The sequence below is a fragment of the Humibacter sp. RRB41 genome (assembly GCF_022761015.1).
Taxonomy (GTDB): domain Bacteria; phylum Actinomycetota; class Actinomycetes; order Actinomycetales; family Microbacteriaceae; genus Humibacter.
In genome coordinates this window covers 282304-308364 of the sequence record NZ_JAKWJQ010000003.1, presented here as the reverse complement: position 1 = coordinate 308364, position 26061 = coordinate 282304, and the positions used below count along the sequence as shown (strand labels likewise).

General features: G+C 66.4%; 23 protein-coding genes. 10 read left to right on the top strand and 13 right to left on the bottom strand.

What is annotated here, in order from left to right; genetic code table 11:
- Positions 1–170 precede the first annotated feature (170 nt).
- The 4 genes from MJ603_RS10050 to bcp all read left to right on the top strand — a co-directional run bounded on the left by MJ603_RS10050 (position 171) and on the right by bcp (position 6156).
- Positions 171–1190, top strand: a complete 1020-nt coding sequence (locus tag MJ603_RS10050; RefSeq protein WP_243063578.1) for a LacI family DNA-binding transcriptional regulator — start codon at positions 171–173, stop codon at positions 1188–1190.
- 46 nt (positions 1191–1236) lie between these two features.
- A complete protein-coding gene (locus tag MJ603_RS10045; RefSeq protein ID WP_243063577.1) occupies positions 1237–2256 on the top strand; it encodes a LacI family DNA-binding transcriptional regulator in 1020 nt (339 codons plus the stop codon).
- Between the two features lie 324 nt (positions 2257–2580).
- The gene (locus MJ603_RS10040; RefSeq protein WP_243063576.1) at positions 2581–5553 is read left to right on the top strand and encodes a discoidin domain-containing protein; all 2973 of its coding nucleotides are present in this window, start codon (positions 2581–2583) and stop codon (positions 5551–5553) included.
- A gap of 111 nt (positions 5554–5664) precedes the next feature.
- Entirely contained in the window at positions 5665–6156 is a 492-nt protein-coding gene (gene bcp / locus MJ603_RS10035) for a thioredoxin-dependent thiol peroxidase (RefSeq protein ID WP_243063575.1), read from the top strand.
- Here the strand turns inward: bcp and MJ603_RS10030 are convergent, their stop codons facing one another.
- Positions 6157–6654 carry a hypothetical protein gene (locus tag MJ603_RS10030; RefSeq protein WP_243063574.1) on the bottom strand — a complete coding sequence of 166 codons (498 nt, stop codon included), beginning with the start codon at positions 6652–6654 and terminating at the stop codon, positions 6157–6159. It lies immediately after the preceding gene.
- 228 nt (positions 6655–6882) lie between these two features.
- Between MJ603_RS10030 and MJ603_RS10025 the strand changes: the two genes are divergently transcribed.
- Positions 6883–7131 carry a WhiB family transcriptional regulator gene (locus tag MJ603_RS10025; protein ID WP_243063573.1) on the top strand — a complete coding sequence of 83 codons (249 nt, stop codon included), beginning with the start codon at positions 6883–6885 and terminating at the stop codon, positions 7129–7131.
- A 159-nt stretch (positions 7132–7290) separates the two neighbouring features.
- Here the strand turns inward: MJ603_RS10025 and MJ603_RS10020 are convergent, their stop codons facing one another.
- Together MJ603_RS10020 and MJ603_RS10015 are read right to left on the bottom strand one after the other, a co-directional pair.
- Complete coding sequence (locus MJ603_RS10020; RefSeq protein ID WP_243063572.1) at positions 7291–8781, bottom strand: sensor histidine kinase; 1491 nt, start codon at positions 8779–8781, stop codon at positions 7291–7293.
- A gap of 73 nt (positions 8782–8854) precedes the next feature.
- Positions 8855–9232, bottom strand: coding sequence for a VOC family protein (locus MJ603_RS10015; protein ID WP_243063571.1), 378 nt, complete (start codon positions 9230–9232; stop codon positions 8855–8857).
- A gap of 125 nt (positions 9233–9357) precedes the next feature.
- Here MJ603_RS10015 and MJ603_RS10010 point away from each other — a divergent pair, with 125 nt between their 5' ends.
- Positions 9358–9753, top strand: coding sequence for a DUF1801 domain-containing protein (locus tag MJ603_RS10010; RefSeq protein WP_243063570.1), 396 nt, complete (start codon positions 9358–9360; stop codon positions 9751–9753).
- A gap of 73 nt (positions 9754–9826) precedes the next feature.
- Here the strand turns inward: MJ603_RS10010 and MJ603_RS10005 are convergent, their stop codons facing one another.
- From MJ603_RS10005 to MJ603_RS09995, 3 genes are read right to left on the bottom strand one after another with little or no spacing between them, the layout of a single operon-like run.
- Complete coding sequence (locus tag MJ603_RS10005) at positions 9827–10654, bottom strand: phosphotransferase family protein (protein WP_243063569.1); 828 nt, start codon at positions 10652–10654, stop codon at positions 9827–9829.
- Entirely contained in the window at positions 10651–11898 is a 1248-nt protein-coding gene (locus MJ603_RS10000) for a regulator (RefSeq protein WP_243063568.1), read from the bottom strand. Before MJ603_RS10000 ends, MJ603_RS10005 begins: the two co-directional genes overlap by 4 nt.
- The gene (locus tag MJ603_RS09995) at positions 11895–12653 is read right to left on the bottom strand and encodes an SAF domain-containing protein (protein ID WP_243063567.1); all 759 of its coding nucleotides are present in this window, start codon (positions 12651–12653) and stop codon (positions 11895–11897) included. Before MJ603_RS09995 ends, MJ603_RS10000 begins: the two co-directional genes overlap by 4 nt.
- 135 nt (positions 12654–12788) lie before the next feature.
- Between MJ603_RS09995 and MJ603_RS09990 the strand changes: the two genes are divergently transcribed.
- A complete protein-coding gene (locus MJ603_RS09990) occupies positions 12789–13076 on the top strand; it encodes a helix-turn-helix domain-containing protein (RefSeq protein ID WP_243063566.1) in 288 nt (95 codons plus the stop codon).
- A gap of 70 nt (positions 13077–13146) precedes the next feature.
- On the opposite strand, the gene MJ603_RS09985 is transcribed toward MJ603_RS09990, so the two are convergent.
- Positions 13147–13779: a hypothetical protein gene (locus tag MJ603_RS09985; RefSeq protein ID WP_243063565.1), complete on the bottom strand. Its 633-nt coding sequence runs from the start codon at positions 13777–13779 to the stop codon at positions 13147–13149.
- A gap of 345 nt (positions 13780–14124) precedes the next feature.
- Here MJ603_RS09985 and MJ603_RS09980 point away from each other — a divergent pair, with 345 nt between their 5' ends.
- Positions 14125–14424 carry an Rv3235 family protein gene (locus tag MJ603_RS09980; protein WP_243063564.1) on the top strand — a complete coding sequence of 100 codons (300 nt, stop codon included), beginning with the start codon at positions 14125–14127 and terminating at the stop codon, positions 14422–14424.
- A 393-nt stretch (positions 14425–14817) separates the two neighbouring features.
- On the opposite strand, the gene secA is transcribed toward MJ603_RS09980, so the two are convergent.
- The 6 genes from secA to mtrA all read right to left on the bottom strand — a co-directional run bounded on the left by secA (position 14818) and on the right by mtrA (position 23748).
- Complete coding sequence (gene secA / locus MJ603_RS09975; protein WP_243063563.1) at positions 14818–17643, bottom strand: preprotein translocase subunit SecA; 2826 nt, start codon at positions 17641–17643, stop codon at positions 14818–14820.
- Between the two features lie 209 nt (positions 17644–17852).
- On the bottom strand, positions 17853–18554 hold the full coding sequence (gene hpf / locus MJ603_RS09970; protein WP_243063562.1) for a ribosome hibernation-promoting factor, HPF/YfiA family: 702 nt from the start codon (positions 18552–18554) through the stop codon (positions 17853–17855).
- Between the two features lie 95 nt (positions 18555–18649).
- Positions 18650–19399, bottom strand: coding sequence for a ComF family protein (locus tag MJ603_RS09965; RefSeq protein WP_243063561.1), 750 nt, complete (start codon positions 19397–19399; stop codon positions 18650–18652).
- A 104-nt stretch (positions 19400–19503) separates the two neighbouring features.
- On the bottom strand, positions 19504–21255 hold the full coding sequence (locus MJ603_RS09960; protein ID WP_243063560.1) for a GerMN domain-containing protein: 1752 nt from the start codon (positions 21253–21255) through the stop codon (positions 19504–19506).
- Positions 21252–23048, bottom strand: a complete 1797-nt coding sequence (mtrB, locus tag MJ603_RS09955) for an MtrAB system histidine kinase MtrB (protein ID WP_243063559.1) — start codon at positions 23046–23048, stop codon at positions 21252–21254. Before mtrB ends, MJ603_RS09960 begins: the two co-directional genes overlap by 4 nt.
- 16 nt (positions 23049–23064) lie before the next feature.
- Entirely contained in the window at positions 23065–23748 is a 684-nt protein-coding gene (gene mtrA / locus MJ603_RS09950; protein ID WP_243063558.1) for an MtrAB system response regulator MtrA, read from the bottom strand.
- A gap of 212 nt (positions 23749–23960) precedes the next feature.
- On the opposite strand from mtrA, the gene MJ603_RS09945 reads away from it, so the two are divergent.
- Together MJ603_RS09945 and MJ603_RS09940 are read left to right on the top strand one after the other, a co-directional pair.
- On the top strand, positions 23961–25304 hold the full coding sequence (locus tag MJ603_RS09945) for a hypothetical protein (protein WP_243063557.1): 1344 nt from the start codon (positions 23961–23963) through the stop codon (positions 25302–25304).
- Positions 25301–26044: a DUF4129 domain-containing protein gene (locus tag MJ603_RS09940; RefSeq protein ID WP_243063556.1), complete on the top strand. Its 744-nt coding sequence runs from the start codon at positions 25301–25303 to the stop codon at positions 26042–26044. Before MJ603_RS09945 ends, MJ603_RS09940 begins: the two co-directional genes overlap by 4 nt.
- Positions 26045–26061 lie beyond the last annotated feature (17 nt).

Below are 26061 nucleotides of genomic sequence, written 5' to 3'. Positions count from 1 at the left end.
CCGCAGCCGCGGCCACCGCCACCGCCACCATCCTGATACGCCGTACCATCTCGAACTCCCTTGTTGACGAGGAATGACTTGTCGCATGGAGGCTATGGGAAAGTTCAGGCAAGTTTCCATCATTTTCCATTTCTTTCCGAAAATGGGTAGATCTCAATTACGGTGTCCGTATGGATCGGGACACGGAACAGCGAATAACGGCGGGCGATGTCGCTCGCCGTGCCGGAGTGTCGACATCGACCGTGTCGAAGGCGCTGTCCGGCAATGGGGTCGTGCGCACAGAGACCCGGCTTCGAGTGCTCGAAGCCGCCAAGGAGCTGCACTACCGGCCACCGCTGCGCGAAGGGGAGTCGGACGGAACGAAGGCGCGCACGATCGGAGTCATCACGAACGACCGGTTCGGTCGGCTCACCGTACCCGTGCTCCTCGGAGCGTTCGAGGCGCTCGCACAGCACGAAGTCGCGCTTCTCTTGTGCGACGGTCGCGGCGACAGGATTCGCGAGCAGTACTTCGTCGAGATGTTCCAGCGGAGGCGCATCGACGGCATCCTCGTTGCGGGCAGCGGAGCCTTCCCGAGGCCAGCACTGCACGTCGAGGGTTCGATTCCCACGGTCTATGCACTCGCCTGGTCGGTTAGCGACCATGACATGTCGTTCGTGCCTCACGACGCCGGCGGCGCAGCAGCCATAGCTGAGCACCTTCTGGCCACGGGCCGACGACGCATTGCATACATCGCGGGGCCGCAGCGCGATACCGCGTCCCAGGTCAGGCTCGCCGAAGTCCGGCGCGTTCTCGGCGAGAACGCACTCGAGCTCTCGCACGAACCATTGTTCGGCCAATGGAGCGAGGCATGGGGCAGGCAGGCTACGACGCAGTTGATCCACTCGGGAGCACCGTTCGACGGCATCGCCTGCGCCAGCGACCAGATCGCGCGTGGGGCACTCGAGGTGCTGCGCGAGAACGAGATCCGAGTTCCGGAGAGCGTCGGAGTCACAGGCTTCGACAATTGGGATGTGATGGTCGAGGCGAGCCGTCCGCCATTGACGACGGTGGACCTCAGTCTGCACGACGTCGGCGTCGCCGCCGGTTTGGCTATTCTGCATGCCATGAAGGGCGAGCCGAACGTCGCGAAAGGCATCCATCGGATCGACTGCCAGCTGGTGCCTCGCGAGTCGACGGCCATGAGCTAGGAGAGGCTTCCGGTTCCCCACGACGGGCTCGGTGTACGCTCCGACAATGGCACCGTCGAAGCCCGCGAAGCGGGTCACGAGCGCAGACGTCGCGGTCCGAGCCGGAGTCTCGGTGAGCACCGTCTCCAAGGCGCTCTCCGGCAACGGCGCCGTGAGCAGGGAGACGCGAGATCGCGTTCTCGCCGCGGCCAAACAGCTCGGGTTCACGGCGCGCACCACGACGACCAGCAGGAACGCGCGACTCACTCAGACGATCGGTGTGATCACCAGCGACAACGTCGGACGACTGACCGTGCCGGTGTTGCTCGGAGCGACCGAGACCCTGGCCATGAACGGGTTCGCCCTGCTGCTCCTCGATGGACGAGGCGACCCCATCCGGGAGCAGCAATTCATCTCATCCCTCCTGCGACGCAATGTCGACGGCATCCTGATGACCGGCGCCGGTGAGTTCTCCCGTGAGCCGGTGCGCACCGACGTGCCGGTCCCCATCGTCTACGCCATGGCATGGTCAAAGGATCCCGCCGATTCGTCGGTCGTGCCAGATGATGCGGAGGGCGCCAGGATGGCGGCCAGGCATCTGCTCGCCACGTCCCGAGAACGCATCGTGTTCGTCTCGGGGCCAGAGAGAGATGACGCTTCCCGCTCACGCAGCGCCGCCGTCGAAGAAGCGCTGGACGAGCACGGACTGTCCCTCGCGTCTCCCCCGGTGTTCGGCGAGTGGAGTGAACGCTGGGGCAGGCAGGCCGCTGCGCAGTTCGTCAAGTCGGGTGTCGACTTCGACGGGGTCATCTGCGGCAACGATCAGATCGCCCGCGGCGTCACAGAGGCGCTTCGCGATCAGAGGATCGACGTTCCGGGGCGGGTGGGAGTGATCGGGTTCGACAACTGGGACGTGATGGTCGAGGCCAGCCGCCCACGGCTCTCGACCATCGACATGAGCCTTCGCGAGGTTGGAAACATCGCTGCAGGGCTGCTTCTGAAAGGAATCGAGGAGCAGCATCTCGAGCCCGGGATACGCCGAGTCGACTGCCAGCTGATCATCCGCGAGTCGACCGCACCGTTCTGATCGATGCGCGGCATGTTTCGGAAAAATCCGGAAACTTGTTGACCAGGATTCATCAGCATTGCCATATTGAGCAGTGAACCGGCGGGATCGCGAGTCCTTTTGCCCGCTCGGCTCCCACCGGCGATCGCACGACGACGAGGTTTGCATGCACGTGGCTGTCATGACGACCGACGCAGCCGACGCAGCGTCGGCGGATCAACGAAACCGACGGGTGCGAACAGGGTCGGCACACCATCCGACGCGCACAGCAGACGAGAGGTCCTGGCGCGTCGATGCCCTGGTGGATGCTGCAACACCACTGCTCACGGAGAGAAGGAAAGAACGATGACAACCCCTTGGCGGCAGCATCGTCGCAGCGCTCTGACAGCGCTGGCGATCGTGGCCGCGGCAGTCTCGGTCGGGGCTGCGCTGGCTTCTACGCCTGCACAGGCACACACCGTTGCCCCTGTCGCGATTCAGAACGACACGGCGACGAAGACGGTCACGATGAGGGGAGGTGATTTCGCCATGGCGTACGACTATGACGGCCAGTCGAAGGTGTCATCGTTCACGATGGGCGGCGACCAACTCTTGAACGGGGGTATGTACAGCACCGTGCAGGTCGATGGTGACGGGTCGACCCTGGACAGTCGCACCCTCACGTCCGAACCAACTGTGAAGGTGCACGGCAACAGTGTCACGGCGTCGTTCGTGATGAGCAACAACGCGCTGTCGGTCGCAGAACAGTGGCACTTCGTGGTCACACAGAACAACGTGCATCTGAAAGTGAGCCGCACCTACGACTGGACGGATGCATCCGATCTCAAGGTGCGCCACAACGGCATGCTCACGCTCGGATGGGCACGAATCTGGGACAACATCCGTCGCCCTCAGGACGGAGGTGACCTCCCGATCGGGAATGCGTATACCGGCAGCAACAACTTCTTCCTCTCTCAAGCCAATGACCGGTACGGGGTTGAGGAGTCTGACTTCGTGATGCTGAAGAACTCGACACATCAGGCTCTCGACGTCGATGCGACCAGCAACCGCAACCTCGCAACCGAGTTCTCGTACACCGGCGACGGGAACACGTATCAGGAGACCCAGTTATCGTCGTCGCCGACCTGGAGCTATCGGGCCGGCAGCGCCGAGAGCGGACTTGTTTACGGCGGCCACTCGTCCAACGGCACTGACGCCTACATCTATGCACCGGTGACCACAACGCAGAAGCAGACCGATTCCGTCGACTACGTGTTCAAGGCCGACGACTACTCCGCCTACTACTCGTTGGGCGGCACGGTGAACGGTCTCGCGAACACCGCAGCGGTTTCCTCCCTCCTCAATGACTTCGGTCGCTCCGGAGTGATCGACAAGGGCTACGGGATGTCAACGGTCGGCCTCAGATACCCGGGCGTCGGTCCGTACGACATGGTCTATGCGGATCGCACTGTTGAAGGATATTTCGACCCGCAGATGACAAAGTCGCAGGAGAACTTACTCACGTACTTCAAGAACGACGCCCAGTCCGACAGCGGGCACATGGACGGTCGCACGTTTCATCTCGACACACCATGGGGCACGAACAGTCTCTACGATGCCGACCCCTCTTACGCCATGGCCGTCGCGGACATGTACCAATACTCGGCCGACACGTCCTGGCTCACCTCGATGAGGTCGTCAGTGGAGAAGTCGCTCGCGTACATGGTCAGTAACCAGTACTCGACGCAGGACGCTCTGTTCCACAACGACGTCACGAGTTGCACCTCGACCAAGGGCGAGCGTGAGTGGAATGACGGCATCTACGTGAAGTACGAGAGCGGGTACGTCAACGAGCTGATGTACGAGGCGCTGACGGAATGGTCAACGCTCGAAGCGACTACCTTCCACAACTCGGCGCTCGCAACTTCGTACTCGTCGATGGCCGATCAGCTCAAGACCGCGTTCAACAAGGATGCCGACTCCGGCGGCTTGTGGGAGCCGTCAACCGGAATGTTCGCCTACTGGCGATGCCCGGACGGCACCGTGCAAGGGAATGTCGAGCAGACCCAGATCAACCTGCAGGCGATCTCCTTCGGCATGGTGGACCTGGATCGCGCGCGTCAGATCCTCGACGGAATCGACCGTCAGATGTCGCTGCAACACCTGCAGCTGATCCCCGAGAACTTCATCCCGTTGGCGCCGACGACCGAGGACTGGACCGGCGACCACTTCAGCGACGGCATCGAGGATGGCTCGGTCTACCCTCTGATGACGGAGGAGTACATGCGGGCCGCGGCAATCGTGGGCGAGCGGAATCAGTCCCTCTCGTATCTCGATCGCACGGCATCCCGTTACACCCAAGACGGATTCAACGGCTTCAGCTTCGTGCACTCTACGTCGCTGGCACCGAGCACCGGTGAGGCCTGGTTCCCGTCCAATGCGAACGGAGCGGCAGGGTTGTTCAGTGACATGCTGGGCATCCAGCCAACCGCTGACGGTGTGACGATCGCGCCGAACATCCCGAAGCAGATGGATGGAACCCACGTCAGCAAGACGATCCACGCCGACGGGAAGCTCACGGTCTCGTACCGCAGCGAGCTCGAGGAGACCGTGCAGTACAGCGCAGGAGGACAGGCAGTGACGATGCAATGGTCGGGCCAGAAGCCGAAGGCCTCTTACGCCGTCTCCGACAATGGCGCACGTCGCACCGTGAGGGCCGACAGCATGGGTGTCGTCCGCTACCGCTTCACAGGCACCGGTCAGCACTCGTTGTCGCTCATAGGAGGCAACGCTGCCGGGTACACGCTTCCTGCAACGCCGAACAATCTCGCCTACGGAAAGGCAGTGACCACGTCGAGCAGTCTCGAGGGGCCGCTACCGGGTGACCCACCGTCGAAAGCCTGGAGTGCGAAGTCGCTTGTGGACGGGATGCCGTACAGCGTCGACGACGCCATGGGCTGGGCGAGCAACTCCGGCCTGACGGAGAACCACATCGAGTCGGCGACCATCGACCTCGGATCCGCGCAACAGGTGGGCAACGTCACATTGTGGGCAGACGACTACGACGCGAAGCCGTCGTCCATCGGAGCGAACTTCCCGACGGACTTCACGATCGCAGTCTCGACCGATGGAAAGACGTGGACGACGCAGGTCGCAGAGTCCGACTATCCGAAACCCACGGGGCTCGGCGGTCAGTCGTTCGGATTCACCACCCCGGTGCGGGCCAGGTACATCCGAGTCGAAGGAACCGGTCTCACGAACGACGGTGGCAGCTATCGGATGTCGTTGGCTGAGATCCAGGCCTTCAGCACGACAGCAGGCGCCTCGTCAGACCGCTGATCACTAGATCACCCGTGTCGCCCTGAGGTGGGCCGGCGGACTACGAGCCCGCCGGCCCACCCGACGTCGAGAACGACTCCATCGGTGTGCACGCTCGTCTACCGTTGAGGCATGACCGATGCGACCTCCGCCCCCTCCCGTCTCACCGCCGGCGACACCGCGCCCGACTTCACTCTGCTCGACCAGGACGGCGCACCGGTGTCGCTGCACGACCTCGCCGGCGAGAACGTCATCGTGTACTTCTACCCGGCCGCGATGACGCCTGGATGCACCAAGGAGGCGTGCGACTTCCGCGACAATCTCAACTCGCTGAAGTCCGCCCGCTACCAGGTGCTCGGCATCTCGAAGGATGCCCCGGCCAAGCTCGCCGAGTTCCGTGAGCACGACCACCTGAATTTCCCGCTGCTGTCGGACACCGACCTTGCGGTGCACAAGCTGTACGGGGCGTACGGCGAGAAGTCCCTGTACGGCAAGGTCGTCACGGGGGTGCTCAGGTCGACGTTCGTCGTCGACCCCGATGGCGGCATCCGTCTCGCCCTCTACAACGTGAAGGCGACGGGACACGTTGCGTCGCTGCGCAAGAAGCTCGGCCTCGCGGCCTGATCAGTCGGCGCGTGGTCCGTTCCCGGGCTTCGCCTCCGAGTCGTCCTGCGCCTCGCTGTACGGTGCGACCTCGCGTGCGGTCGCTACGGTCACGCTCGGTACGAGCACGAGTCCGATGCCGAGCAGTGCGATGACCAGCAGCCACCAGCCGGCAGCGGGCACCGCCGTCACGCCGGTGAAGCATCCGATCGCGATCGCGAGCACAATCACGTGCCACGTGATGCTCGACCCTCGCATCCACGAGCGTCTGCGCGCCCCTGCGACGGCAGTCAGCACCAGCCAGACGGCGCAGAGAGCCCCGATGAGAAGCAGCGCCAGCCCGCTGACCGAGTCGGATGCCGTGGCCTGAGCCTCCAGCACGCCGAGCCAGATCACGACCGCGATGAGGGCCAACGCCTCGAGTGCGAGCAGAGCGACGAGGCATCCGAGTGCAGCGGGAAAGGACCTTTCAGGCCGGTCAGCGCTCGTATCGGGCGTATGTTTCCGGTCTGTGTTCACAGCGTTATCCCAATCGAAACTCTTGATTTGCCACTACCAGTATGCGAGCATTTCCTAGTCGAGTTTGACGCTCACAGGGTCGTGGGCAGGTCCCGTTCATGGGAACTCAGTCCCGTAGGAACCTAGTCCCCCCTCAAGATCATGACCCTGAAACTCGATGCTTACCCGATCATTGACCGTTCGGTCATGCACGCCGTCTAGCGACGCAAGCAATAAAGGAGCACCCTCATGGATTGGCGCGACAAAGCCGCCTGCCTGACAGCCGACCCGGAACTCTTCTTCCCGGTAGGCAACACGGGGCCGGCAGTCGACCAGATCGAGAAGGCCAAGATGGTCTGTGCTCGGTGCACCGTGACCGAAACGTGCCTGCAGTACGCACTCGAGACCGGACAGGATTCCGGCGTCTGGGGTGGCCTTTCCGAAGACGAGCGCCGCGCGCTCAAGCGTCGCGCCGCGCGAGCTCGCCGCGCCTCCTAGGCATCTCGCTCCGCGGCGGTCCATCGCCGCGTCCGAACCAACTCCCCGCTCGTTCATCCGTCGATGAAGGCGGGTCGATAAGACCTTCACCCGCCATCTGAGGCGGATGAGCGCGGGTACGGGCGCCATGGCGACGAACGACCCGAGGGCATCCGCTCGCTATGCCTTGCGCAGATAGCGCAGCGGTACCTCGATGGTCACCTCGGTGCCCGTGCCGACCAGCGTGTGCCAGTCGATCGTTCCGCTCAATTCGCCCTGGATGAGCGTGCGCACGATCTGCGTGCCGAGTCCGTCGCCGACCTTGCCCTCCGGCAGGCCGGAGCCGTTGTCCTTCACCTTCACGGTGAGGGTGTCGGGCGAACGATGCGCGATGATCTCGACCTCGCCCGATCGGCCGGCCAGGCCGTGTTCGACGGCGTTCGTGACGAGTTCCGTGAGCGCGAGCGCCAACGGCGTCGCGTACTCGCTCGGCAGTTCGCCGAAGCTGCCTGACGATTTCGGATGCGCGGTCGTGTTGTGCGCGCTGGCGACTTCTGCCACGAGCAGCAGCACCCGGGCGAACACGTCGTCGAAATCGACGATCTGCGCCAGTCCCTCCGACAGGGTGTCGTGCACCACGGCGATGGCCGACACCCGCCGCATGGCCTGACCGAGCGCTTCCCTCGCCTCTTCGGAGTGCGTGCGCCGCGCCTGGATGCGCAGCAGCGACGCCACGGTCTGCAAGTTGTTCTTCACCCGGTGGTGGATCTCGCGAATGGTCGCGTCCTTGGTGATCAGCTCCTGCTCCTGATGGCGCATCTCGGTCACATCGCGACACAGCACGATCGCGCCGGTGCGTTCGCCGTGCGTGCGGATCGGGATGGTGCGCAACGACACGGTTACGCCCCGCGCCTCGATATCGGTGCGCCATGGCGCGCGGCCGGTGACCACGAGCGGCAATGACTCGTCGACGACCGAATTGTCGGTGAGCAGCCTCGTCGTCACCTCGGCGAGCGACTCTCCCTCGAGTTCCTCGGTGAAGCCCATGCGATTGAACGCAGACAGTGCGTTGGGGCTGGCGAACGTGGTGACGCCGTCGACATCCAATCGGAGAAGACCGTCGGACGCCCGCGGCGCGCCCCTGCGTGGCCCCGACGGCGCCCCCAGATCGGGAAAGTCACCGGTGGCGATCATGCCGAAGAGGTCGTTCGCGCACGCGTTGAATGTGAGTTCCTGACGGCTCGGCGTTCGCGCCTCGCTGAGATTGCTGTGCCGCGTCATCACCGCGATCGGACGTGGAACAACTTGCGCGGTGGATGCCGACACCCGGCGGAAAACAGGCACCGCCCGCACCCTGGTCGGCATCTCTTCGTACCAGTCCGGTGCGTGCGAATCGACGATCGTTCCGGCCTCGAACGCCTCCGTCGCGAGCCCACGCCACTCCGCGCGGATCTGCTGGCCGACGAAGTCGCGGTAGAACAGGGTGGCTGCGCTCGACGGACGCGAGTGCGCGACCGCGATGAATCCGTCATCGGTCGGAACCCACAGCACGATGTCGGCGAAGGCAAGGTCCGCAAGCAACTGGCAGTCGCCCACAAGCAGATGCAACCACTCGATGTCTTCGGGCGTCGAACGGCCGTGCGCGACGACGAGATCACTCAGCGTGGACATCACACAAGTCTAGGATCACGCACAGGCTTCACTCTGTCGTCGCGACCGCGCCCGCTTTCGACGGTGTCGACCGTCATTCCGCAGCAGGCTGGTGTTCGATGAGACCGACGAGATTGCCTTCTGAGTCACGCAGGAGCGCGCGCCACTCCACCGTGCCAGCCGGACCGGCCGCGGCCTCCACCCGCTGGAAATACACGTACGGTTCCGTGGCGATCGAGACGCCCTGAGCTCGCAGGCGCTCGGTCGTCGCGTGGATGTCGCGCGCCTTCACGTAGAACAGAGACGTCGACGGTGCGTCTCGGTCGAGCACGAGTCGAACTCCCTCGAGCTGGAAGAAGACCGGTCCCTCTGATCCCACCCGGAACACAGGTGGGGTACGCGTGAACGACTCGTAGAACGCCGTCGCCCTCTCAAGGTCGTCGACATGAAGCAGAACTTGACCGATCTCCACGCTGTGCGCCTCCCCATTCTCATAACTTCGTCTCTCATAACTTCGTCGAACGTCGCACATGTGTTTCGACACGTCTGTGCTCTTGTGAGGCTTGCAGCGAAGCGGCGAAGGACGATGATGATTCCATGAGCGCTGACGAAGCATCCGCGGCTAAACAGATCGATGCGATCATCGCCAACATCGGCGGGTGGCGCGCTGTGACGCTCGCCGAACTTCGTCGTGTCATCGTCAGCGCCGAGACGGACATCGTCGAGGAGATCAAGTGGAGGAAGCCCTCCAAACCGGAGGGCGTCGCCACGTGGGTGTGTCAAGGCAACATCTGCATGGCGGATCTTCTGAAGAGCGCGGTACGGCTGACCTTCCCCAAGGGTGCGCGGCTGGATGATCCGACGAAGCTCTTCAACTCACGGCTGGACAGCAGCTCGGTCAGGGCGATCGACTTCTTCGAGGAATCTCTGATCGACGACAGCGCGCTTCGCCGGCTCGTGCAAGAGGCTGTCACTGCGAACCGGCACGGCTGAGCGGACGAGCGCCGGCAGCAAGGCTGGAGCCGGCCCGTTCCGAGGATGCCCGGCACCAGGTGACTGAACGCCCCTAGAGCTCGTGCATCCGGGATCTGAGCACGTCGAATTCGCAGCCCGGAGCATCCGGATCGAAGCCGTGCTCGATCAGCCAGTGCGACGCGACCAGGCTGCGCAGCGACCACCAGGCGCGGATCACGTTCCGGTCCGCGTCAGGGCCGTAACCGGCAAGCAGGTCGTCCAGGCGCTCCTCGTGGCCGAGAGTCAGGATGGCGAGGTCGAACATGGCATCGCCCGGGGCTGCCTCCGACCAGTCGATGACGCCGGTGACCTCGTCGCCGTCGACGAAGATATGGGTGATCTGCAGGTCTCCGTGAATGAACACCGGTTTCCACGGCTGGAGCGCGGCCTCCGCGATCTCGCGGTTGCGCCGGACCACCTCAGCGGGCAGAACGGCGTTGGCGAGAAGCCACGCGCACTCGCGGTCGAGCTCCGCCGCCACATCGTCGAGGCTGCGCCCCGGCCACGGTGGCAACGGTGCATCGTGCAGTCTCCGTATGGCAGCACCCGTCGCGGCCCATGCCGCGGACGACGCGGCCGACGGTTCGCCGAGCACGCCGAGCGCCTCACCGTGCACGGCAGAGATCGCGAGCACAGGCGGCTCACGCCACAGGATCGCCGGGGTCGGTACCGGCGCCATGGCCATCGCTTGCACCTCGACGTCGGCGTGCGCCGGATCGCCGTCGATCTTCAGGAACATGTCGCCGACGCGCAGCTTTGCACGCTGGCTGTGGGCGACGACGACCTCGACCTCTTGCATACCGGTCATCCTGGCGGAAATGGTCGCCAAGCTCGAGTGGGCATCGATCAACGCCTCGACGGCGGCCGAGATCACCTTCATCCCGCTCCCGCGACCACCCGCGCTCTCGCCACGTGTCTGCGTCGCCCCACGCGCGGCTCTGCCGCCGGCGCGAGCTCCCATTCGATGAACCGCAGAAGGGCGGCGCGTGCCGGCGACTTGGGCGCGGCATCCCTCAGGGTGCGCCCCGTGAGCACGGCCAGGTCGAACGCCGCTGGGTCGTCGGGGACCAGCGCTGCCGCCTCGACGCTGCCGAAGCGCGCCAGTGTCGACGACACCTGCGCGAACGGTCCAGCTCCGACGGCGGATGCCCGCACGCGGTTGACGATGACGTGCGCGCGAGTGTCGGGCGCGGCATCCGCCAGATCGCCGAGTGCCCGCAGCAGTCTCGACAGCCCGACGGGGTCCGCAGCGCCCACCGCGACGACGTCGTCGGATCCACGCAGAGCCGCCAGGGTCGCCGCATTGCGTCGCGGCGCGAACAGGTCGCTCGTGATCTCCTCGTCGGTCTCGAGGCTGAACCCCACGTCGACCACGGTGTAGTCCGCCCAGGTTCGACAGGCCGCGAGCACCCGTTCCACGCGATCGGTCGTCAGTTCGGGCCAGCGCGCAGCACGACCGATGCCGGTGAGCACCCAGAACGCACCGCGCGGGCTCGAGTACCGCTGCGCCACTCTGGTGAGCTCGTCGTGGGTCAAGGAGTCGGATGCCGCCAGCCGGCACGTCGCCGCGAACCCCGGCGCCTCGTCGAGCAGCCCGAGCGCGGGTGCGATTGCACCCCCGTACGGATCCGCATCGGCCAGCACCACGCTGTGCCCGAGCGCGGCGAGCTCCGCGGCCATCGTGATCGCGAACGATGTTCGTCCTGGCGCGCCCGCTGGACCCCAGACGGCGACGACGCGCGCGGCATCCTCGGAGCCGACGGGTCCGCCGGCCCGCGGCGGCACTACGGGAACGCCGCGCAGGGACGGCTCGAGGGCGTCCCAGTCGGACGCGGCATCCAGCGCGTCGTGAACGCCGAGCGAGAGCGCGTGACGCCGTTCGGACTCCGACGCCGCGAGCACCACGAGCCGAACGCCCGATCTGTCGCACGTCGCAACGACCTCAGCGGTGAGCCTGCCCTTCGCGGCGCCGATCACCGCGACGTCCACGCTGCGCGCCGCCAGCGCGGTGACGAGTTCACGTGCCGTCTCGGTGCGGAGTGCGACGACATGGCCGGATGCCGTCGCCTCGGCCGCGACGCGATCTTGCGTGCGCCTGTCAAGGCAGAGCGCCAGGATGCTCACTTGCCGCTCCCCGATCGGCTGCCGTCGGAGCGCGAAGCAGTCGGTGTCGGCGTCGGTATCGGCGTCGCGGGCGTTGCGTCGACATCGCTCCCGTCACCGTCGTCTTCGCTCGCATCCGAGGATGCGGCAACACCGGAGTCGGGGCTCGCGGGCACCACGGAGAGCGCCTGGCCGTCGGCGATGGCTTGCAACACCGCGGCCACCCGGCTCGACGGCATGCGCACCTCGATCGACACGGTCGCGCGATCGGCCACGAGCGCGTCGTCATGCGCGAACGACACGACCACTGCACCCGGAACAAGGACCGTGGGCGGCCGGTAGTCCTTGTCATCGGAACCATGTGCCGCCCACACGTCGACGACTGCTCCGTCGGTGACGGCCGCCGCAACGGGTCCCGACGCCTTCACGACCACACTGGTGAGCGCGGCATCCGTTCTCTCGCTGACCGCGGCCGCCGGCACGAGCTCACCCTTCGGAACGGAACGCACAACGACGGCATCCTTCGGCATCGCTGCACGGGTGAGGTAGACATCCGACGCAGAAGGCACCCGTACGCTCGCCAGTTCGAGGTCGCCGGCACGCACGTGATCGCCTGCGACCAGCGTGCTGCGGGCCACGTACACCTCGACGCTGCGGTTCTGGGCGGCAAGCAGCACGCACACCCCGACGACGGATGCCACGATCAGCAGAATGCCGACGGCGAACCTCGGATCCACCCAGAAACGCCTCTGCCGCGCACCGTTCGCCGTGCTCATGGTCCTCCTTGGATTCGCCCGCCCTATTCGTGATCCCGTCGGGGCGTGAGCACCATGCTGCCGTTCCTGAGCAACTCGTATGAAAGTTATCCACACGCGCGGGGCCGCTGCGGGCATCCGACGATAATCGGATCCATGACCGCCGACCGCCAGGACGATGTGACGCGCTTTCTCACCGTCGCCGACGCTGCGGAGGTTCTCAGCGTGGCGCCGACCGATGTCGTCGGCCTCATCGAGACGGGCGAGCTTCCCGCGATCCGCGTCGGGCGGCCCGGCGCGTGGCGCATCGAGCGTGTCGAACTCGAGGCGTACATCGAGGCGATGTACGAAGAGACGCGCAGGCGAGCGCAGTGGGAGCAGTCCGATCTGGCGGCGATCCCCGAGCTGTCTGGCGGGCGCGTGATCTGGCCGGACGGGCACTGACCGCTCCGCATCCGCGCATCAGAACATCCGCGCATGCGAACATCCACGTCCGAATATCTGCGCCAACGCCTCAGATTCGCACGAGCACGACCGCCGTCATCGGCACGATGCGGATGCCCCGCACGTTCGCTGCCCGTCGCGGCGCTCCCGGCTCGTGCAGTGCCAGATCGACGTGATCTCTCGCCACCCGGTCGATCGTCCCGTGCAGGTCGCCCGCGAGGGTGGTCACGGTCACCGCACTGCGTCTGCGTGCGAGGTCGCGAAGGGGAAACGCGAGGCCGAGGCGATCGATCAGGCGCGGCGCGGCATCCGGGGCACGATCCTGCTCCCCCGTTCCCTCAAGACTGGGAGCGACCTGAGCCTCCGTGAGACTGATCGACGCGACGGCGTCGAGCGGCACCAGCGCGCGAGCGGATGCCCGTGCCGCCTCGACGCCCTGCGCCGCGTCCCCGACAAGCTCGCCCGACACCCAGTCCCGGCCGAATGTGGCTGGGCGGAGCCGCACGGCGCTGCCGTCCGCGAGCCAGAGCAGCAACGGCGCGGCGCGATCGTCGCCGGGGTCGGAGACCGCACGCATCCTGTCCCGAAGCGAAAGCCTGCCGAGACGCAGCCGTTCCTCCTCGACACGCAGCTCGAGGTCCTCTGCACCGAGCTCGTGTTCGAGCTGGCCTTCGAGGTCGGCGAACAGGTTGTCCCAGCGCATGAGGGCTCACGATAGCCGTTCACGCGCACAGGCTCGAGCCGTTCTCAACAGGGCACGAACGCCGTGGACCTGGTTGTCTGACCACTGGTTGAGTGACTTGCCAAACACCCCCGAAGGCGGGGTACTCGGCCCGCCTTTCCCCGCACCCGACCGCAGGGAGCCCCCGATGAACCAGGTGTCGTCGCTACCGCAGCACTCGACCACGGAGACGCCGCCGCCGCGCGGCCCGGATTCGGCGGAGCATGTCGAGGGGCGAAGACGGGTCGATGAGGACTTCTTTCTCGCGCAGCCGGCCCGTCGCTCCGACCTGCCCGATCCCGAACCGCTGGTGACGAACCTCGCGAGATGCATTCTCGAGGTGCTCGCCGGGGCTCGGGACCTCGAACAGCTCAACGCTGGGTCACCGACGAGGTCTACGCGACACTGCTGCACCGCACGGTGCTGGCCGAGCGTGCGCGGCGCGTGAAGGGCGTCGCCGCTGCACGACCCGCGCTCACCGTGCTGAGCACGCACATCAGCGAACCGCGTGACGGCGTGGTCGAAGCGACCGTGATCGTGCGCAACCCGGTGCGGGTGCGCGCGGTGGCCATCCGTCTCGAAGGGCTCGACCGCCGCTGGCGCGCCTCGGCCATCAGTGTTCTTTAGCGCGCCGGTCCCCGCCCGGCGCGCCGCCGTCGGGTAATCGAGATGGCTGGGTTCGGCGCCGTACACGCCGCCGCCTCGCGGAGCGGCCCACGTTGCGAGATGCGCGCCGGGCTGCGTTCTTCAGCGCGCCGGTCCCCGCCCGGCGCGCCGCCGTCGGGTAATCGAGATGGCTGGGTTCGGTGCCGTACACGCCGCCGCCTCGACGAGCGGCCTACGATCCCGAGACGGGTGTGCATGGCCCGAGCGTTGCATCCGCACCGCACACCCCGCACCCCGCAGCCCGTTTGAGCAATCACAGCCAACATAAGTGGCTGCGGTTGCTCAAACTGGCCGCGGACAGTGACGTGGTGACTCGATCCACGCGAGTTCGCGGCGCGGGTCCGCGCCGCGAGGTCAGTGGCGGCGACGCTCCTGGGCTCGACGCTCTGCGCGGTTCTGCGGCTCGGGTGCGGCATCCGATCGCTGTCCGAATGCGCCGCGCTGAGCGGTCTGCGCTTGCTGGGCGCCCTGCTGCTGCGCGACAGCTTGCTCCTGGGCCGTGATCTGGCGCTGGCGAGCACGCTCGGCACGCTCCGTCGCCGCACGCTCGACCTGGCCGCGCTGGTTGCGCACCTCGATGCTGCCGTCGTCGCTCGGAGCGGAGTAGCTGAGCCGCTGCTGCTCGTTCGCCGCCGGCTCCAGGCCCTTGGCCTCCACCTCGGTGATCTCGCCGGCGGCCTGGGTGACCTCGACTTCGAGGTTGAACAGGAACCCGACCGACTCCTCGCGAATGGCGCCCATCATCTGCTGGTACATGGCGAAGCCCTCGCGCTGGTACTCGACCAGCGGGTCGCGCTGCGCCATGGCTCGCAGGCCGATGCCATCTTTGAGGTAGTCCATCTCGTAGAGGTGGTCGCGCCAGCGACGGTCGATCACCGACAGCACGACGCGGCGCTCGAGCTCGCGCATGGCGGGAGATCCCAGCTGGTCCTCACGGCGCTCGTAGGCGAGGCGGGCATCCGACAGGATCTCGCGGGTCATGAACTCGCGGTTGACGCGGCCCTTGTTGCCGACCTCGGCGATGACCTCGTCGATCGAGACGTCGACCGGGTACAGCAGCTTGAGGTCCGCCCAGAGAGCGTCGAAGTCCCAATCGTCGGCGCTGGATTCGGACGTGTGCTGGTCGATCACCTCGGTGATCACGTCTTCGAGGAACTTCTGCACGCGCTCGTGCAGGTCGTCACCCTCGAGGATGTGCCGGCGGTCGCTGTAGATCGCCTCGCGCTGGCGGTTCAGAACGTCGTCGTATTTGAGCACGTTCTTGCGGATCTCGGCGTTGCGCCCCTCCACCTGCGACTGGGCGGAGCGGATGGCGCGACTCACCACCTTCGACTCGATCGCCAGGTCGTCCGGCACGTTGCTGCGGCCCATCAGGCTCTCAGCAGCACCGGCGTTGAAGAGTCGCATCAGATCGTCGGTCAGCGAGAGGTAGAACCGGCTCTCCCCCGGGTCGCCCTGACGACCCGAGCGTCCGCGCAACTGGTTGTCGATGCGGCGAGACTCGTGACGCTCCGTGCCGAGCACGTAAAGTCCGCCGACGTCGACGACCTTGTGAGCCTCTTCGTCGACGGCCTCCTTGACCTGCTCGTAGACGGCATCCCACTCGGCTTCGTACTCCTCGGGAGTCTCGACCGGGCTGAGACCGCGGGCGTTCATCTCCGCGACCGCGATGAACTCGGCGTTGCCGCCGAGCATGATGTCGGTTCCACGACCGGCCATGTTCGTCGCGACGGTGACGGCGCCGAGGCGGCCCGCCTGAGCGACGATCGCGGCCTCACGTGCGTGGTTCTTCGCGTTCAGCACCTCGTGGCGAACACCCTTCTTCGCCAGCAGACGGGAGAGGTATTCGCTCTTCTCCACACTCGTGGTGCCGACCAGAACGGGCTGGCCCTTCTTGTTGCGCTCGACGATGTCTTCTGCCACCTGGAGGAACTTGGCCTCCTCGTTCTTGTAGACGAGGTCGGACATGTCCTTGCGGATCATCGGCTTGTTCGTGGGGATCGGCACGACGCCGATCTTGTAGGTGGACATGAACTCCGCCGCCTCGGTCTCGGCGGTACCGGTCATGCCGGAGAGCTTCTTGTAGAGCCGGAAGTAGTTCTGCAGGGTGACCGTGGCGAGTGTCTGGTTCTCCGCCTTGACGGGCACGCCCTCCTTGGCCTCGATGGCCTGGTGGATGCCCTCGTTGTAGCGGCGGCCGACCAGAATGCGCCCGGTGTGCTCGTCGACGATGAGCACCTCGTCGTTCATCACCACGTAGTCCTTGTCGCGCTTGAACAGCGCGTTCGCCTTGATGGCGTTGTTCAAGAACGAGATCAGTGGGGTGTTCGCGGATTCGTAGAGGTTGTCGATGCCGAGGTAGTCCTCGACCTTGGTGATTCCGGACTCGAGCACGCCGACGGTGCGCTTCTTCTCGTCGACCTCGTAGTCCTCGTCTACCACGAGGCGAGTGGCAAGGCGCGCGAACTCGTTGAACCAGCGGTTCGCTTCTCCGCTCGAGGGACCGGAGATGATCAGCGGGGTGCGAGCCTCGTCGATGAGGATCGAGTCGACCTCGTCGACGATGGCGAAGAAGTGACCGCGCTGCACCATGTCGGATGCCTGCCACGCCATGTTGTCGCGCAGGTAGTCGAACCCGAACTCGTTGTTGGTGCCGTACGTGATGTCGGCCAAGTACTGCTCGCGCCGCTCGTCGGGCGTCTGGCCTGCGATGATCACGCCGGTGGTCATGCCGAGCGCACGGAACACGCGGCCCATCAGCTCGCCCTGGTAACTGGCCAGGTAGTCGTTGGTGGTGATGATGTGCACACCACGGCTGGCGATGGCGTTCAGGTAGGCGGCGGTCGTGGCGACCAGCGTCTTTCCTTCACCGGTCTTCATCTCGGCGATGTTGCCGAGGTGAAGGGCGGCGCCGCCCATGATCTGCACGTCGAAGTGACGCATGCCGAGCGTGCGAACGGATGCCTCGCGCACCGCCGCGAACGCCTCGGGAAGCAGATCGTCAAGCGATTCGCCGTTGCCGTACCGTTCGCGCAACTCGGTGGTCTCGTTCCGCAGTTCCTCGTCACTGAGACCTTGGAAGTCTTCCTCGAGCGCGTTGACAGCGCGCGCGTGCGCTTCGAGCCGCTTGAGCGTGCGGCCCTCGCCGACACGCAGGACCCTTTCGAGAACTGAGGCCACTGATGCACTCCATCAAGGTTCGTAGGGGACGCCCACAGGCATCCGTCGTCCGGGCGGACGGGTGCCGACCGCGGGTCGACAACGTCACTCATGTTACCGGGCTGTGACCTGTGTATGCCGGACGGCTGCTGAACGTCCGCTCCTGACGAACACAGCCCCGAGGAGTCGGGAATTCCACCTCCTCGGGGCTGTCGCGCGCACCTGCAGCGCTAGGCGCGACCCAGCTTGCGCGACGCCGTCGCCACCTCCTGGAGCTCTTCGGCGTCTTCGTCGAGAGAGATCACGCCGTAGTCCCAGCCCTTGCGGCGATAGACCACCGACGGGCGGTTCGACTCCTCGTCGATGAACAGATAGAAGTCGTGTCCGACGAGCTCCATGTAGTACAGAGCGTCGTCCACGGTCATGGGCACCGACGCGAAGACCTTCTTGCGGATCACGACCGGGCAGTACTCCTCTGCCTCGTCGGCCTTCGGCGCGGGCTCGACCACGGGGACGGCTCCCGTTCGCACCTGTTCGAGCACGGTAACGGGTGCAGGAGTGACGTCGACCCTGCCGAGTCCGACGGTGGACGCCTCACGCACCGACGGCGGTCTGTGCTGGCCGCGATGGATCTTGCGGCGATCTTTGGCGCGACGTACCCGTTCCAGCAATCGCCCGATCGCAAGATCGAAGGCCGCGTATTTGTCTGAGGCCGTGGCTTCAGCACGAACAACGGGACCGGGACCGACGAGGGTCAACTCCACCCGATCGTCGCCGTTCTGACCTCCGGACTTCTCGTTGTGCCGCGAGACTTTGATCTCCAGCGAGAGAGCTCGCTCAGCGAGCGAACCGACCTTGGCTGCCTTCTCCGTCGCATACTCTCGGAAGCGATCGGTGATGCCCACGCCGAGCCCGAAGATGTTGATGTCCATGGCGACCCCCTGCTTCCGGTGCGGTCGTCGGCCTAACGGTAAGGGCCGCGATACCGACACCTTTTCCCCTACCGTAGACCGGCGACTTGTGGATGTCACCAGCCGTCTTCTGAGCGTTCACTTGTGCGTCGGGAAAGTGCGGTTGTGATGCGCACGTCGTCGCCGATTCTTTTCGGCGTGTGTGCCAGCACGGCGGCCGAAACCACGACGGCGCCGGCTTCTTCGAGCGCACGACGGGCTTCGAGAAGAGTGCTTCCCGTTGTGAGGATGTCGTCGACGAGAACCACAGGCTCTCCCGCGAAACGGCTTCGTGCCTCGAGCCATCCCGCCCGGTTCAGCCGCCGGGATTCCGCCGACAAGCCGGCCTGATCTTCCGCGTGCCTGCTCGCTCGCAGCGCACGTTCGGCGCGCAGTCCGCAGTGCTTCAAGAGCAGCTCGACCGGGGAGTATCCACGATCGCGGAACGCAGCCAGAGACGACGGGATCGTGACGAGGCGCACAGGAGCGGACGACGGCCCCACCGCTTGCAGAGCGACGTCGATCGCCGCGGAAAGGGAGGGAGCGAGCCGGGATGCGGCATCCGTTCGCCCTCCGTCCTTGTAGGAAGCGAGCACGGATCGCACTACTCCGTCGTAACGGTGCGCGAAGGCGACGACGAGTCCATCGAGATCGAGCGTCGCCACGGCGGGCCGGAGCGCGGCGACGCAGGACTGGCACAGCGTGCGGTCGGCAGCTCCGCAGCCGCTGCAGTTCGTCGGAGCGAGGATCGCCACGGCGTCGAGCACGGCCGAGCGAAGAGCAGAAGGGATGGCGCCGGGGAGCGAGCCGGCGGAAGGGAACGGCATGCAGGCATCCTGTCGCCCGCGGCGGCGCGAAGCCCCGCGTCATCGCTCCGTTGTGTGAACCTCGGCGCACGCGTGTTGTGGGGACGGGAGGATGATTCTGCCGGCTATTCCGGCTTGCCGAGCTGCTGCCCTATGAACTGCACGCCGTCGACGCGTTGCTGCCATCCGGTTCCGCGGGGCCACTGGAGCGACCCCGCCGAGGTGAGCACCCAGTAGTACGGGCTCGCTCCCACCGGACCGATGGATGCCCCGGCTGCAGGCCCCGGCTCGACGTCGTTCTCGCCGCCGATGGTCTGAATGTTGACCGTGCTGTCTGAAGCGGAGCCCGTGGTCAGCGCGCCGATCGTGAGATCACTCAGCCAGGTCAGCGAGGTCGCCTTGCCACCCTCCACCGGTCCGAGATCGATCGGCGTGGCGACACTGTCGGGGCGCCCGTTCGAGGAGCGCACGACGCCGGCGATCATGAGGTCGGTGGTGCTGCCGGTGCGCACAAGCGCCGCGAGTCGCGTTCCGTCACGCGACATCGCCACTGCGATCAGGGACTTCGCATCTGGCCAGGCTGCAGAGACAGTGAACGCCGCGCCGGTCTGGCCGAGCACGATGAAGTCGGACGGCTTCGATGACGTCGCGCTCCATGCGTACCCCTGGGGGTCCAGAGTGGGCGCGACCCGTCCCGCGCGGGTGTCGAAAGTCGAAGGATCGTCGGCACCGGCCTTCACGAGATAACTGGCATTCGTTCCGAGGACGACCGCCGTTTTGTGGTCGGCCGAGAGCGTCGCGGCGCGCGGCGCGAGGGGCTCGACCTTGGCCGACACAGCGGGAATCTCCGTGACTGTCGTTCCCGAGAGCAGCCCGAACTTGCCGGCGCGGAGAACGAGGGCGTTGGAGTCGACAGACGGGTCCTGAATGGGCGTCGTCGACAGCGGGCTCGGCGAAGGCAGCTGCGCACCTTCGATCGAGATGCGAACGTCGGTGATGCCCGCGACAGACGACAGGGACTCGGAGAGCTGGAGCTGCATGCGCGCCAGCGTGGCGGCGCTCACGACTCCCGCGGTGCTGTTGAGGTCGACGTTGGCCTGCCCGCTCGTGACCGTGACGGAGTCGGACGTGAGCTGCGAGCCCTGGGGGAACGCCGAAACGTAGGCTCCACCGAGCCACGACGCCGGCCCCTGCACCAGCTCCTTGACCACACGGGTCTGCAGCGAAGCAGGCGAGTCGGGGAACCAGCGCTCGTCTGGCACCAGATAGGCGAGATCGGGACTGAAGAAGTACAGCGAGTGCGGCGCGAACACGCTGGTGAAGCGCGAGCTGTCGATGACGACCCCGTTCGGCGCTTTCGAGATGCGCCACTCCCCCTTCACTTTGACGAACGAGTACTGCTGCTGGATGCCGGTCGACGACTCGGCCCGCCGGTAGCTGCCGTCGGCGTCGACGAACGCCGTCGGCGTGATCGTGACGCGCCACTGCGTCGGGGTGACGGTTTCGAAATCGCGGGAGCCGGTGTCGACCGTGACGGAGGCATCCGGATTCCATTTGCCGCTGAAGCTCGTGCTCAGGAAGTCGCGCGCGATCGCGTAGTCGCCCTGCGGAGACACGGCTGCCTGAATGAACCCGCTGAGGATCTGCTCCTGCGACGCGCCGTCCTGCGGCTCGCTCGGAAGGAAGTCGACCTGTCCAAGACTGTCGTTCTGCGAGCTGAGCGTTCCGACCTCTTTCACGGCGCTGGTGCGCGGGATCTGGGCGCATCCGGCGATCAGCGCGACGACGGCGAGCGCAGCAACGGATGCCGCCCCCAGCCGCCCGCGCTGCCTGACGATACGCACGCCGGCGTCCTTCACCCTCTTGCCCAAGCTCATCGCGACGACACCGTCCCCTCGCGTCCCTCAGCGCCGCGCCCATCACCGTGGCCACGGCGGTCCTGCGGGCGACGACCACGAGCAGCGTCCCGCTTCTCGCGCGCCCTGTCGCTCCGGCCCTTCGAGCCGCGGGAGCGGTCTTCCGTCTCCGGCGTGCCGCGCAGCCCGCCGCTGAGCTCGTGACCGACGGCGCGGCCGTCTGCGTCGACCGGAGCATCCTGTGGCGGCAGCGGCACGGGAGAGGTGAGGATCGGCTCGCCGAGCTCCCTGGGCAGAGTGAGCCGGAAGCTCGAGCCCGCGCCGGGGCTCGACCAGACGTCGAGCCATCCGTCATGCTGGGTCGCGTCTTCGAGCGAGATCGCCAGGCCCAGTCCCGTTCCGCCGATCGTGCGCTTGCGCGAGGGGTCGGCCCGCCAGAACCTGTCGAACACGTGGTCGACCTCGTGCTCGCTCATGCCGAGGCCGTAGTCGCGCACGGCCAGTGCGACGGCCGACTGGTTGCTGTCGACGACCACGACCACCGGCCGCCCCTCCCCGTGCTCGATGGCGTTGCCGAGCAGGTTGCGGAGCACGCGACGCACTCTTCGGGCATCCATGTCGACCTCGAAGTAGCCGCCGGGAGCCTCCAACCGGAGCTCCGACCCCTTGCTCGTGGCGAGCGGCCTCATGTCTTCGACGGCGTCCTCCGCCAGCCGCACCAGGTTCGTCGGTTCGGGCTCGAGCACCACGGATCCCGCGTCGTACCTGCTGATCTCGAGCAGATCGGAGAGCAACGTGTCGAACCTGTCGATCTGGGCGTGCAACAGCTCGGCGGTACGCGCTGTGGCCGGTGGGAAGTCCTCGCGCTGGTCGTAGATGACGTCTCCCGCGAGCCGGATGGTGGTGAGCGGCGTGCGCAACTCGTGGGAGACATCGCTCACGAAGCGCTGCTGCAGTTGCGAGAGGGTGGCGAGCTGGGTGATCTGGCGTTGCAGGGCATCCGCCATGCCGTTGAACGATCTGGCGAGCGTCGCGAAGGCGTCTTCGTTGGCGATCGGCATGCGCACCTCCAGATCGCCCTCCGCCAGACGTCGGCTGGTCTGCGCCGCGATCCTGATCGGGTTGACCACGAGACGCACCACCAGATAGGTGATCGCCGCGATCAGCAGCAGCAGTGCCAGCCCGGTGACGAGCAGAGTGCGCTGCACGAACAGCAGGGTCTGTTCGGAATCCGACAGGTCGTAGCCGATGTACAACTCGTAGCGGCCGGCCGTCGCCAACTGCAACTGCGAGCCGACGACGATGCCGGGGTGCGTCGCACCGTCGCCCGAAGGGAGCGCGACGGACTGGGCGAACACGGCGTGCGGCGACGACTGCACAGCCTTGCGCAGGGACGAGGTGATGACATCCTTGCCCGATCCGAACGTGGAGACGCCCACGGGGGCCGCTGAGTCGATGCCCTGACCCGGCACCCGGAACGAGGCGACCAGACCGGTGGTCGTGGAGTTCTTCACATCGCCGAAGACCTGAAGGAACAGGTTGTCGATGGCCTCGGGATCGGTGGCGTCTGAGGCATCCAGCTTCTTCTGGGCATCCGTCGTCGCCCTCGTCGCGTCGTGATACGCCTGGTCGAGGCGCGACTGGTAGAGGTCGTTGCCGACGATGAACGACACGAGCAACCCGGCGATCAGCACGGCAGCACCCGTCAGAGCCACCGTCGAGAGCACGGTGCGGAACTGCAGCGACGTGCGCCACACGTGTGCGAAGCGGCCGGGCCACTCCCGCCATCGTCGCCAGTCGACGCCCAGGAACATCGGGTCAGTGCTCCCGTCAGGGCGTGGCGCCGGCGCGGTAGCCGACACCGCGCACGGTCATCACGATCTTCGGGTTGTCCGGGTCGTCTTCCACCTTCGCCCGAAGCCGCTGCACGTGCACGTTGACGAGTCTCGTGTCGGCCTTGTAGTGGTAGCCCCACACCTGCTCGAGGAGCATCTCCCTCGTGAACACCTGCTGCGGCTTGGCCGCGAGCGCGATGAGCAGGTCGAACTCCAGAGGCGTCAGGTTGATGCGCTCGTCGCCTCGCCGCACCTCATGCGCCGCCACGTCGATCTCGAGGTCGCCGACCCGCAGCGTCTCGGCCGCCGGCGACGCCGACGCCGGGCGGAGCCGGGTGCGGATGCGAGCGACGAGCTCCTTCGGGTTGAACGGCTTGACCATGTAGTCGTCTGCACCGGACTCGAGGCCCTTGACGACATCCGCCGTGTCGGACTTCGCGGTGAGCATGATGATCGGGATGCCGGACTCGGCCCTGATGCGCGCACACACCTCGATACCGTCCATGCCTGGCAGCATCAGATCGAGCAACACGAGGTCGGGCTTGCTCGCGTGGAACGCGTCGATCGCAATCGCCCCGTCTGCGCAGAAGCTCGGTTCGAATCCTTCCGTGCGCAACACGATGCCGATCATCTCGGCAAGCGCGGTGTCATCGTCGACGACCAGGATGCGTGCACTCATGACTGTTCGGAGTCCTGATTCTTCTTCAGCGCCCACGGCAGACGACCACGCAGGCGAGACCATGGCACAAGAGTAGTCGACAGGCTCGAGAGGACCCGGCGCTCACGATCGAGGTGTGTCCCGCCCAGTGTGTCAGGATGGTGCGACCCGGACATCTGCGCCGAAGGGTCCCGCGCCGGGCATCGATGACGTTGGACGGCGGAAAGGCAGCGGTGAGCGACAACCTCGGCCAGGACGACGTCACTCCGCAGCGAGGCACAGACGGCAGCGCAGAGGGCACGCCGCAGTGGACGGCACCAGAGGCGTGGGCACCACCAGCGGCACAGGATGCCTGGCAGCAACCGGTCTGGCAGCAGCCCGGCTGGCAACAGCCCGCTTGGCAGCAACCGGCGTGGCAGCAACAGCCTTCGTGGCAGACCGGCGCGCCGGGGCAACCGTCCGGACCCTGGCAGCGGCCCGGCGGGTGGACACCGCCGCCGAAGCCGGGACTGTTCCCTCTGCGCCCCCTTCCCTTCGGCACGCTGCTCGGCACCCCGTTCCGGGTGCTGCGGCACAATCCGCGCGCCACGGTCGGCGGATCGCTGCTCGTGCAGCTGATCGCGACGCTCGCGAGTGTGGTGCTGATCGGTGCGACAGCGGCCTTCGCCGTGACGCGCATCGCGGCCGCAGAGGGGACGACGGCAGAGACGACGCAGGCCATAGCGGCCGGCAGCATCGCCATCCTGATCGCCGCGTTCCTCGTGACCGTCGCGATCTCGCTGATCGGCACGGCGCTCGTGCAGGGACTCGTCGCCTCGGAGGTGTCGCACGGCGCCCTCGGCGAGAAGTTGACGCTTCGCGGTCTGTGGCGGGCCACCAGGGGCAGACGCTGGCGCCTGATCGGCTGGACGGTGCTGCTCGCGGCCGCGGGGACGGCATCCATCGTGCTCGTCGTTGTGGCGGCCGTACTGTCATCGCTCGCCGGTTCCGTGCCGGCGACAGTGCTGTTCTCGGTTCTGGCGGGCCTCGGCCTGATCGTTCTGTGGGTGTGGATCGGCACCAAGACCGCTCTCACGCCGAGCGTGATCATCGTGGAGCGCACCGGCATCATGGCCGGCATCGCCCGCTCCTGGCGGCTGACGAATCGATCGTTCTGGCGCACGTTCGGCACGATCGCGCTCGTCGTGGTGATCTGCTCGGCGGCCAGCGCCGTGATCAGCGTTCCGCTGCAGGTGATCTTCACCATCGTGCTCGCCGTCATCGATCCGACCGGATCGTTGCAGTCGCAGGCCTCGATCACGGTCACGATCGTCTACTACGGCATTTCGCTGATCGTCAGCACCCTGGTCGGCTCGATCACGTCGGTGATCGAATCGGCGGCGACCACGACCATCTACCTCGACCTGCGCATGCGCCACGAGGGCCTCGATGCGGACCTGCGGCGGACCGTCGACGATCGTGCTGCCGGCCGACAGGATGCTTCCGACCCGTTCGCGACGCCGCGACACGAGCCAGCAGCATGGCAGGCCGCACCACCGGCCTGGCGCGGAGTTCCCCCCTATCGGGGAGCGCCGTGACTCCGTTCCACGCGACACTCTTCGGCGTGCCGTTCGATGCACCGCCCCTGACGCCAGACGGGCCGACCGCGCAGCACTGGCTGCGCCAGGAGCTCGCGAAGCCCGAATATCAGGCGGCGAAGCCGACCTGGTTCGATCGGCTGGCGCAGCAGATCTCCGACTGGTTCGACTCGCTCGGATTCCACGTGGGAAGCGGCGCCGGCTGGATCATCGCCGCCGTCGGCATTGCCCTCTTAGCAGCCCTGATCATCGGGGCGTTCGCGATCTTCGGCCTGCCGAGACTGAGGCGACGACGCGCCGCACCGGTCGTCTTCGACGATGACGACCCCCGCGGCGTGCCGGAACTGCGCCGGGATGCCGCGACCGCCGCGCGTGAGGGCCGTTACGACGCCGCGGTGCTCGATCTCTTTCGCGCGATCTCGCGCGCCCTCGCCGAACGCACGATCGTGATCGTGCTGCCGGGGACCACGGCTCAGGAGGTCGCCGTGCTCGCCGCTGTCGCGTTGCCGGAGTTCGCGGCACGGCTGCACGAGGCCGCCCTTCTCTTCGACGGTGTGCGCTACCTCGGCCGCGCCGCCGACGCCGAGGACTACGCCGCGCTGAAGTCGCTCGACGACGGGCTTCGCACGGCACGACCCCGACTCGACGGCCTGACCGTCGACGCGATGAACCTCGATGCCGCAAGCCTCGATGCGACCTCGTCGACTGCCGACCCGATCGGATCGGGCCGGGTGCGATGACGACGACGGTCCCTCGT

Bases quoted from the DNA above. Each gene is read 5' to 3' on its own strand.
- MJ603_RS10050 (WP_243063578.1), top strand. From the start codon at position 171: ATGGATCGGGACACGGAACAGCGAATAACGGCGGGCGATGTCGCTCGC.
- MJ603_RS10045 (WP_243063577.1), top strand. From the start codon at position 1,237: ATGGCACCGTCGAAGCCCGCGAAGCGGGTCACGAGCGCAGACGTCGCG.
- MJ603_RS10040 (WP_243063576.1), top strand. From the start codon at position 2,581: ATGACAACCCCTTGGCGGCAGCATCGTCGCAGCGCTCTGACAGCGCTG.
- bcp (WP_243063575.1), top strand. From the start codon at position 5,665: ATGACCGATGCGACCTCCGCCCCCTCCCGTCTCACCGCCGGCGACACC.
- MJ603_RS10025 (WP_243063573.1), top strand. From the start codon at position 6,883: ATGGATTGGCGCGACAAAGCCGCCTGCCTGACAGCCGACCCGGAACTC.
- MJ603_RS10020 (WP_243063572.1), bottom strand. From the start codon at position 8,781: ATGTCCACGCTGAGTGATCTCGTCGTCGCGCACGGCCGTTCGACGCCC.
- MJ603_RS10010 (WP_243063570.1), top strand. From the start codon at position 9,358: ATGAGCGCTGACGAAGCATCCGCGGCTAAACAGATCGATGCGATCATC.
- MJ603_RS10005 (WP_243063569.1), bottom strand. From the start codon at position 10,654: ATGAAGGTGATCTCGGCCGCCGTCGAGGCGTTGATCGATGCCCACTCG.
- MJ603_RS09995 (WP_243063567.1), bottom strand. From the start codon at position 12,653: ATGAGCACGGCGAACGGTGCGCGGCAGAGGCGTTTCTGGGTGGATCCG.
- MJ603_RS09990 (WP_243063566.1), top strand. From the start codon at position 12,789: ATGACCGCCGACCGCCAGGACGATGTGACGCGCTTTCTCACCGTCGCC.
- MJ603_RS09985 (WP_243063565.1), bottom strand. From the start codon at position 13,779: ATGCGCTGGGACAACCTGTTCGCCGACCTCGAAGGCCAGCTCGAACAC.
- MJ603_RS09980 (WP_243063564.1), top strand. From the start codon at position 14,125: ATGCATTCTCGAGGTGCTCGCCGGGGCTCGGGACCTCGAACAGCTCAA.
- hpf (WP_243063562.1), bottom strand. From the start codon at position 18,554: ATGGACATCAACATCTTCGGGCTCGGCGTGGGCATCACCGATCGCTTC.
- MJ603_RS09965 (WP_243063561.1), bottom strand. From the start codon at position 19,399: ATGCCGTTCCCTTCCGCCGGCTCGCTCCCCGGCGCCATCCCTTCTGCT.
- MJ603_RS09960 (WP_243063560.1), bottom strand. From the start codon at position 21,255: ATGAGCTTGGGCAAGAGGGTGAAGGACGCCGGCGTGCGTATCGTCAGG.
- mtrB (WP_243063559.1), bottom strand. From the start codon at position 23,048: ATGTTCCTGGGCGTCGACTGGCGACGATGGCGGGAGTGGCCCGGCCGC.
- mtrA (WP_243063558.1), bottom strand. From the start codon at position 23,748: ATGAGTGCACGCATCCTGGTCGTCGACGATGACACCGCGCTTGCCGAG.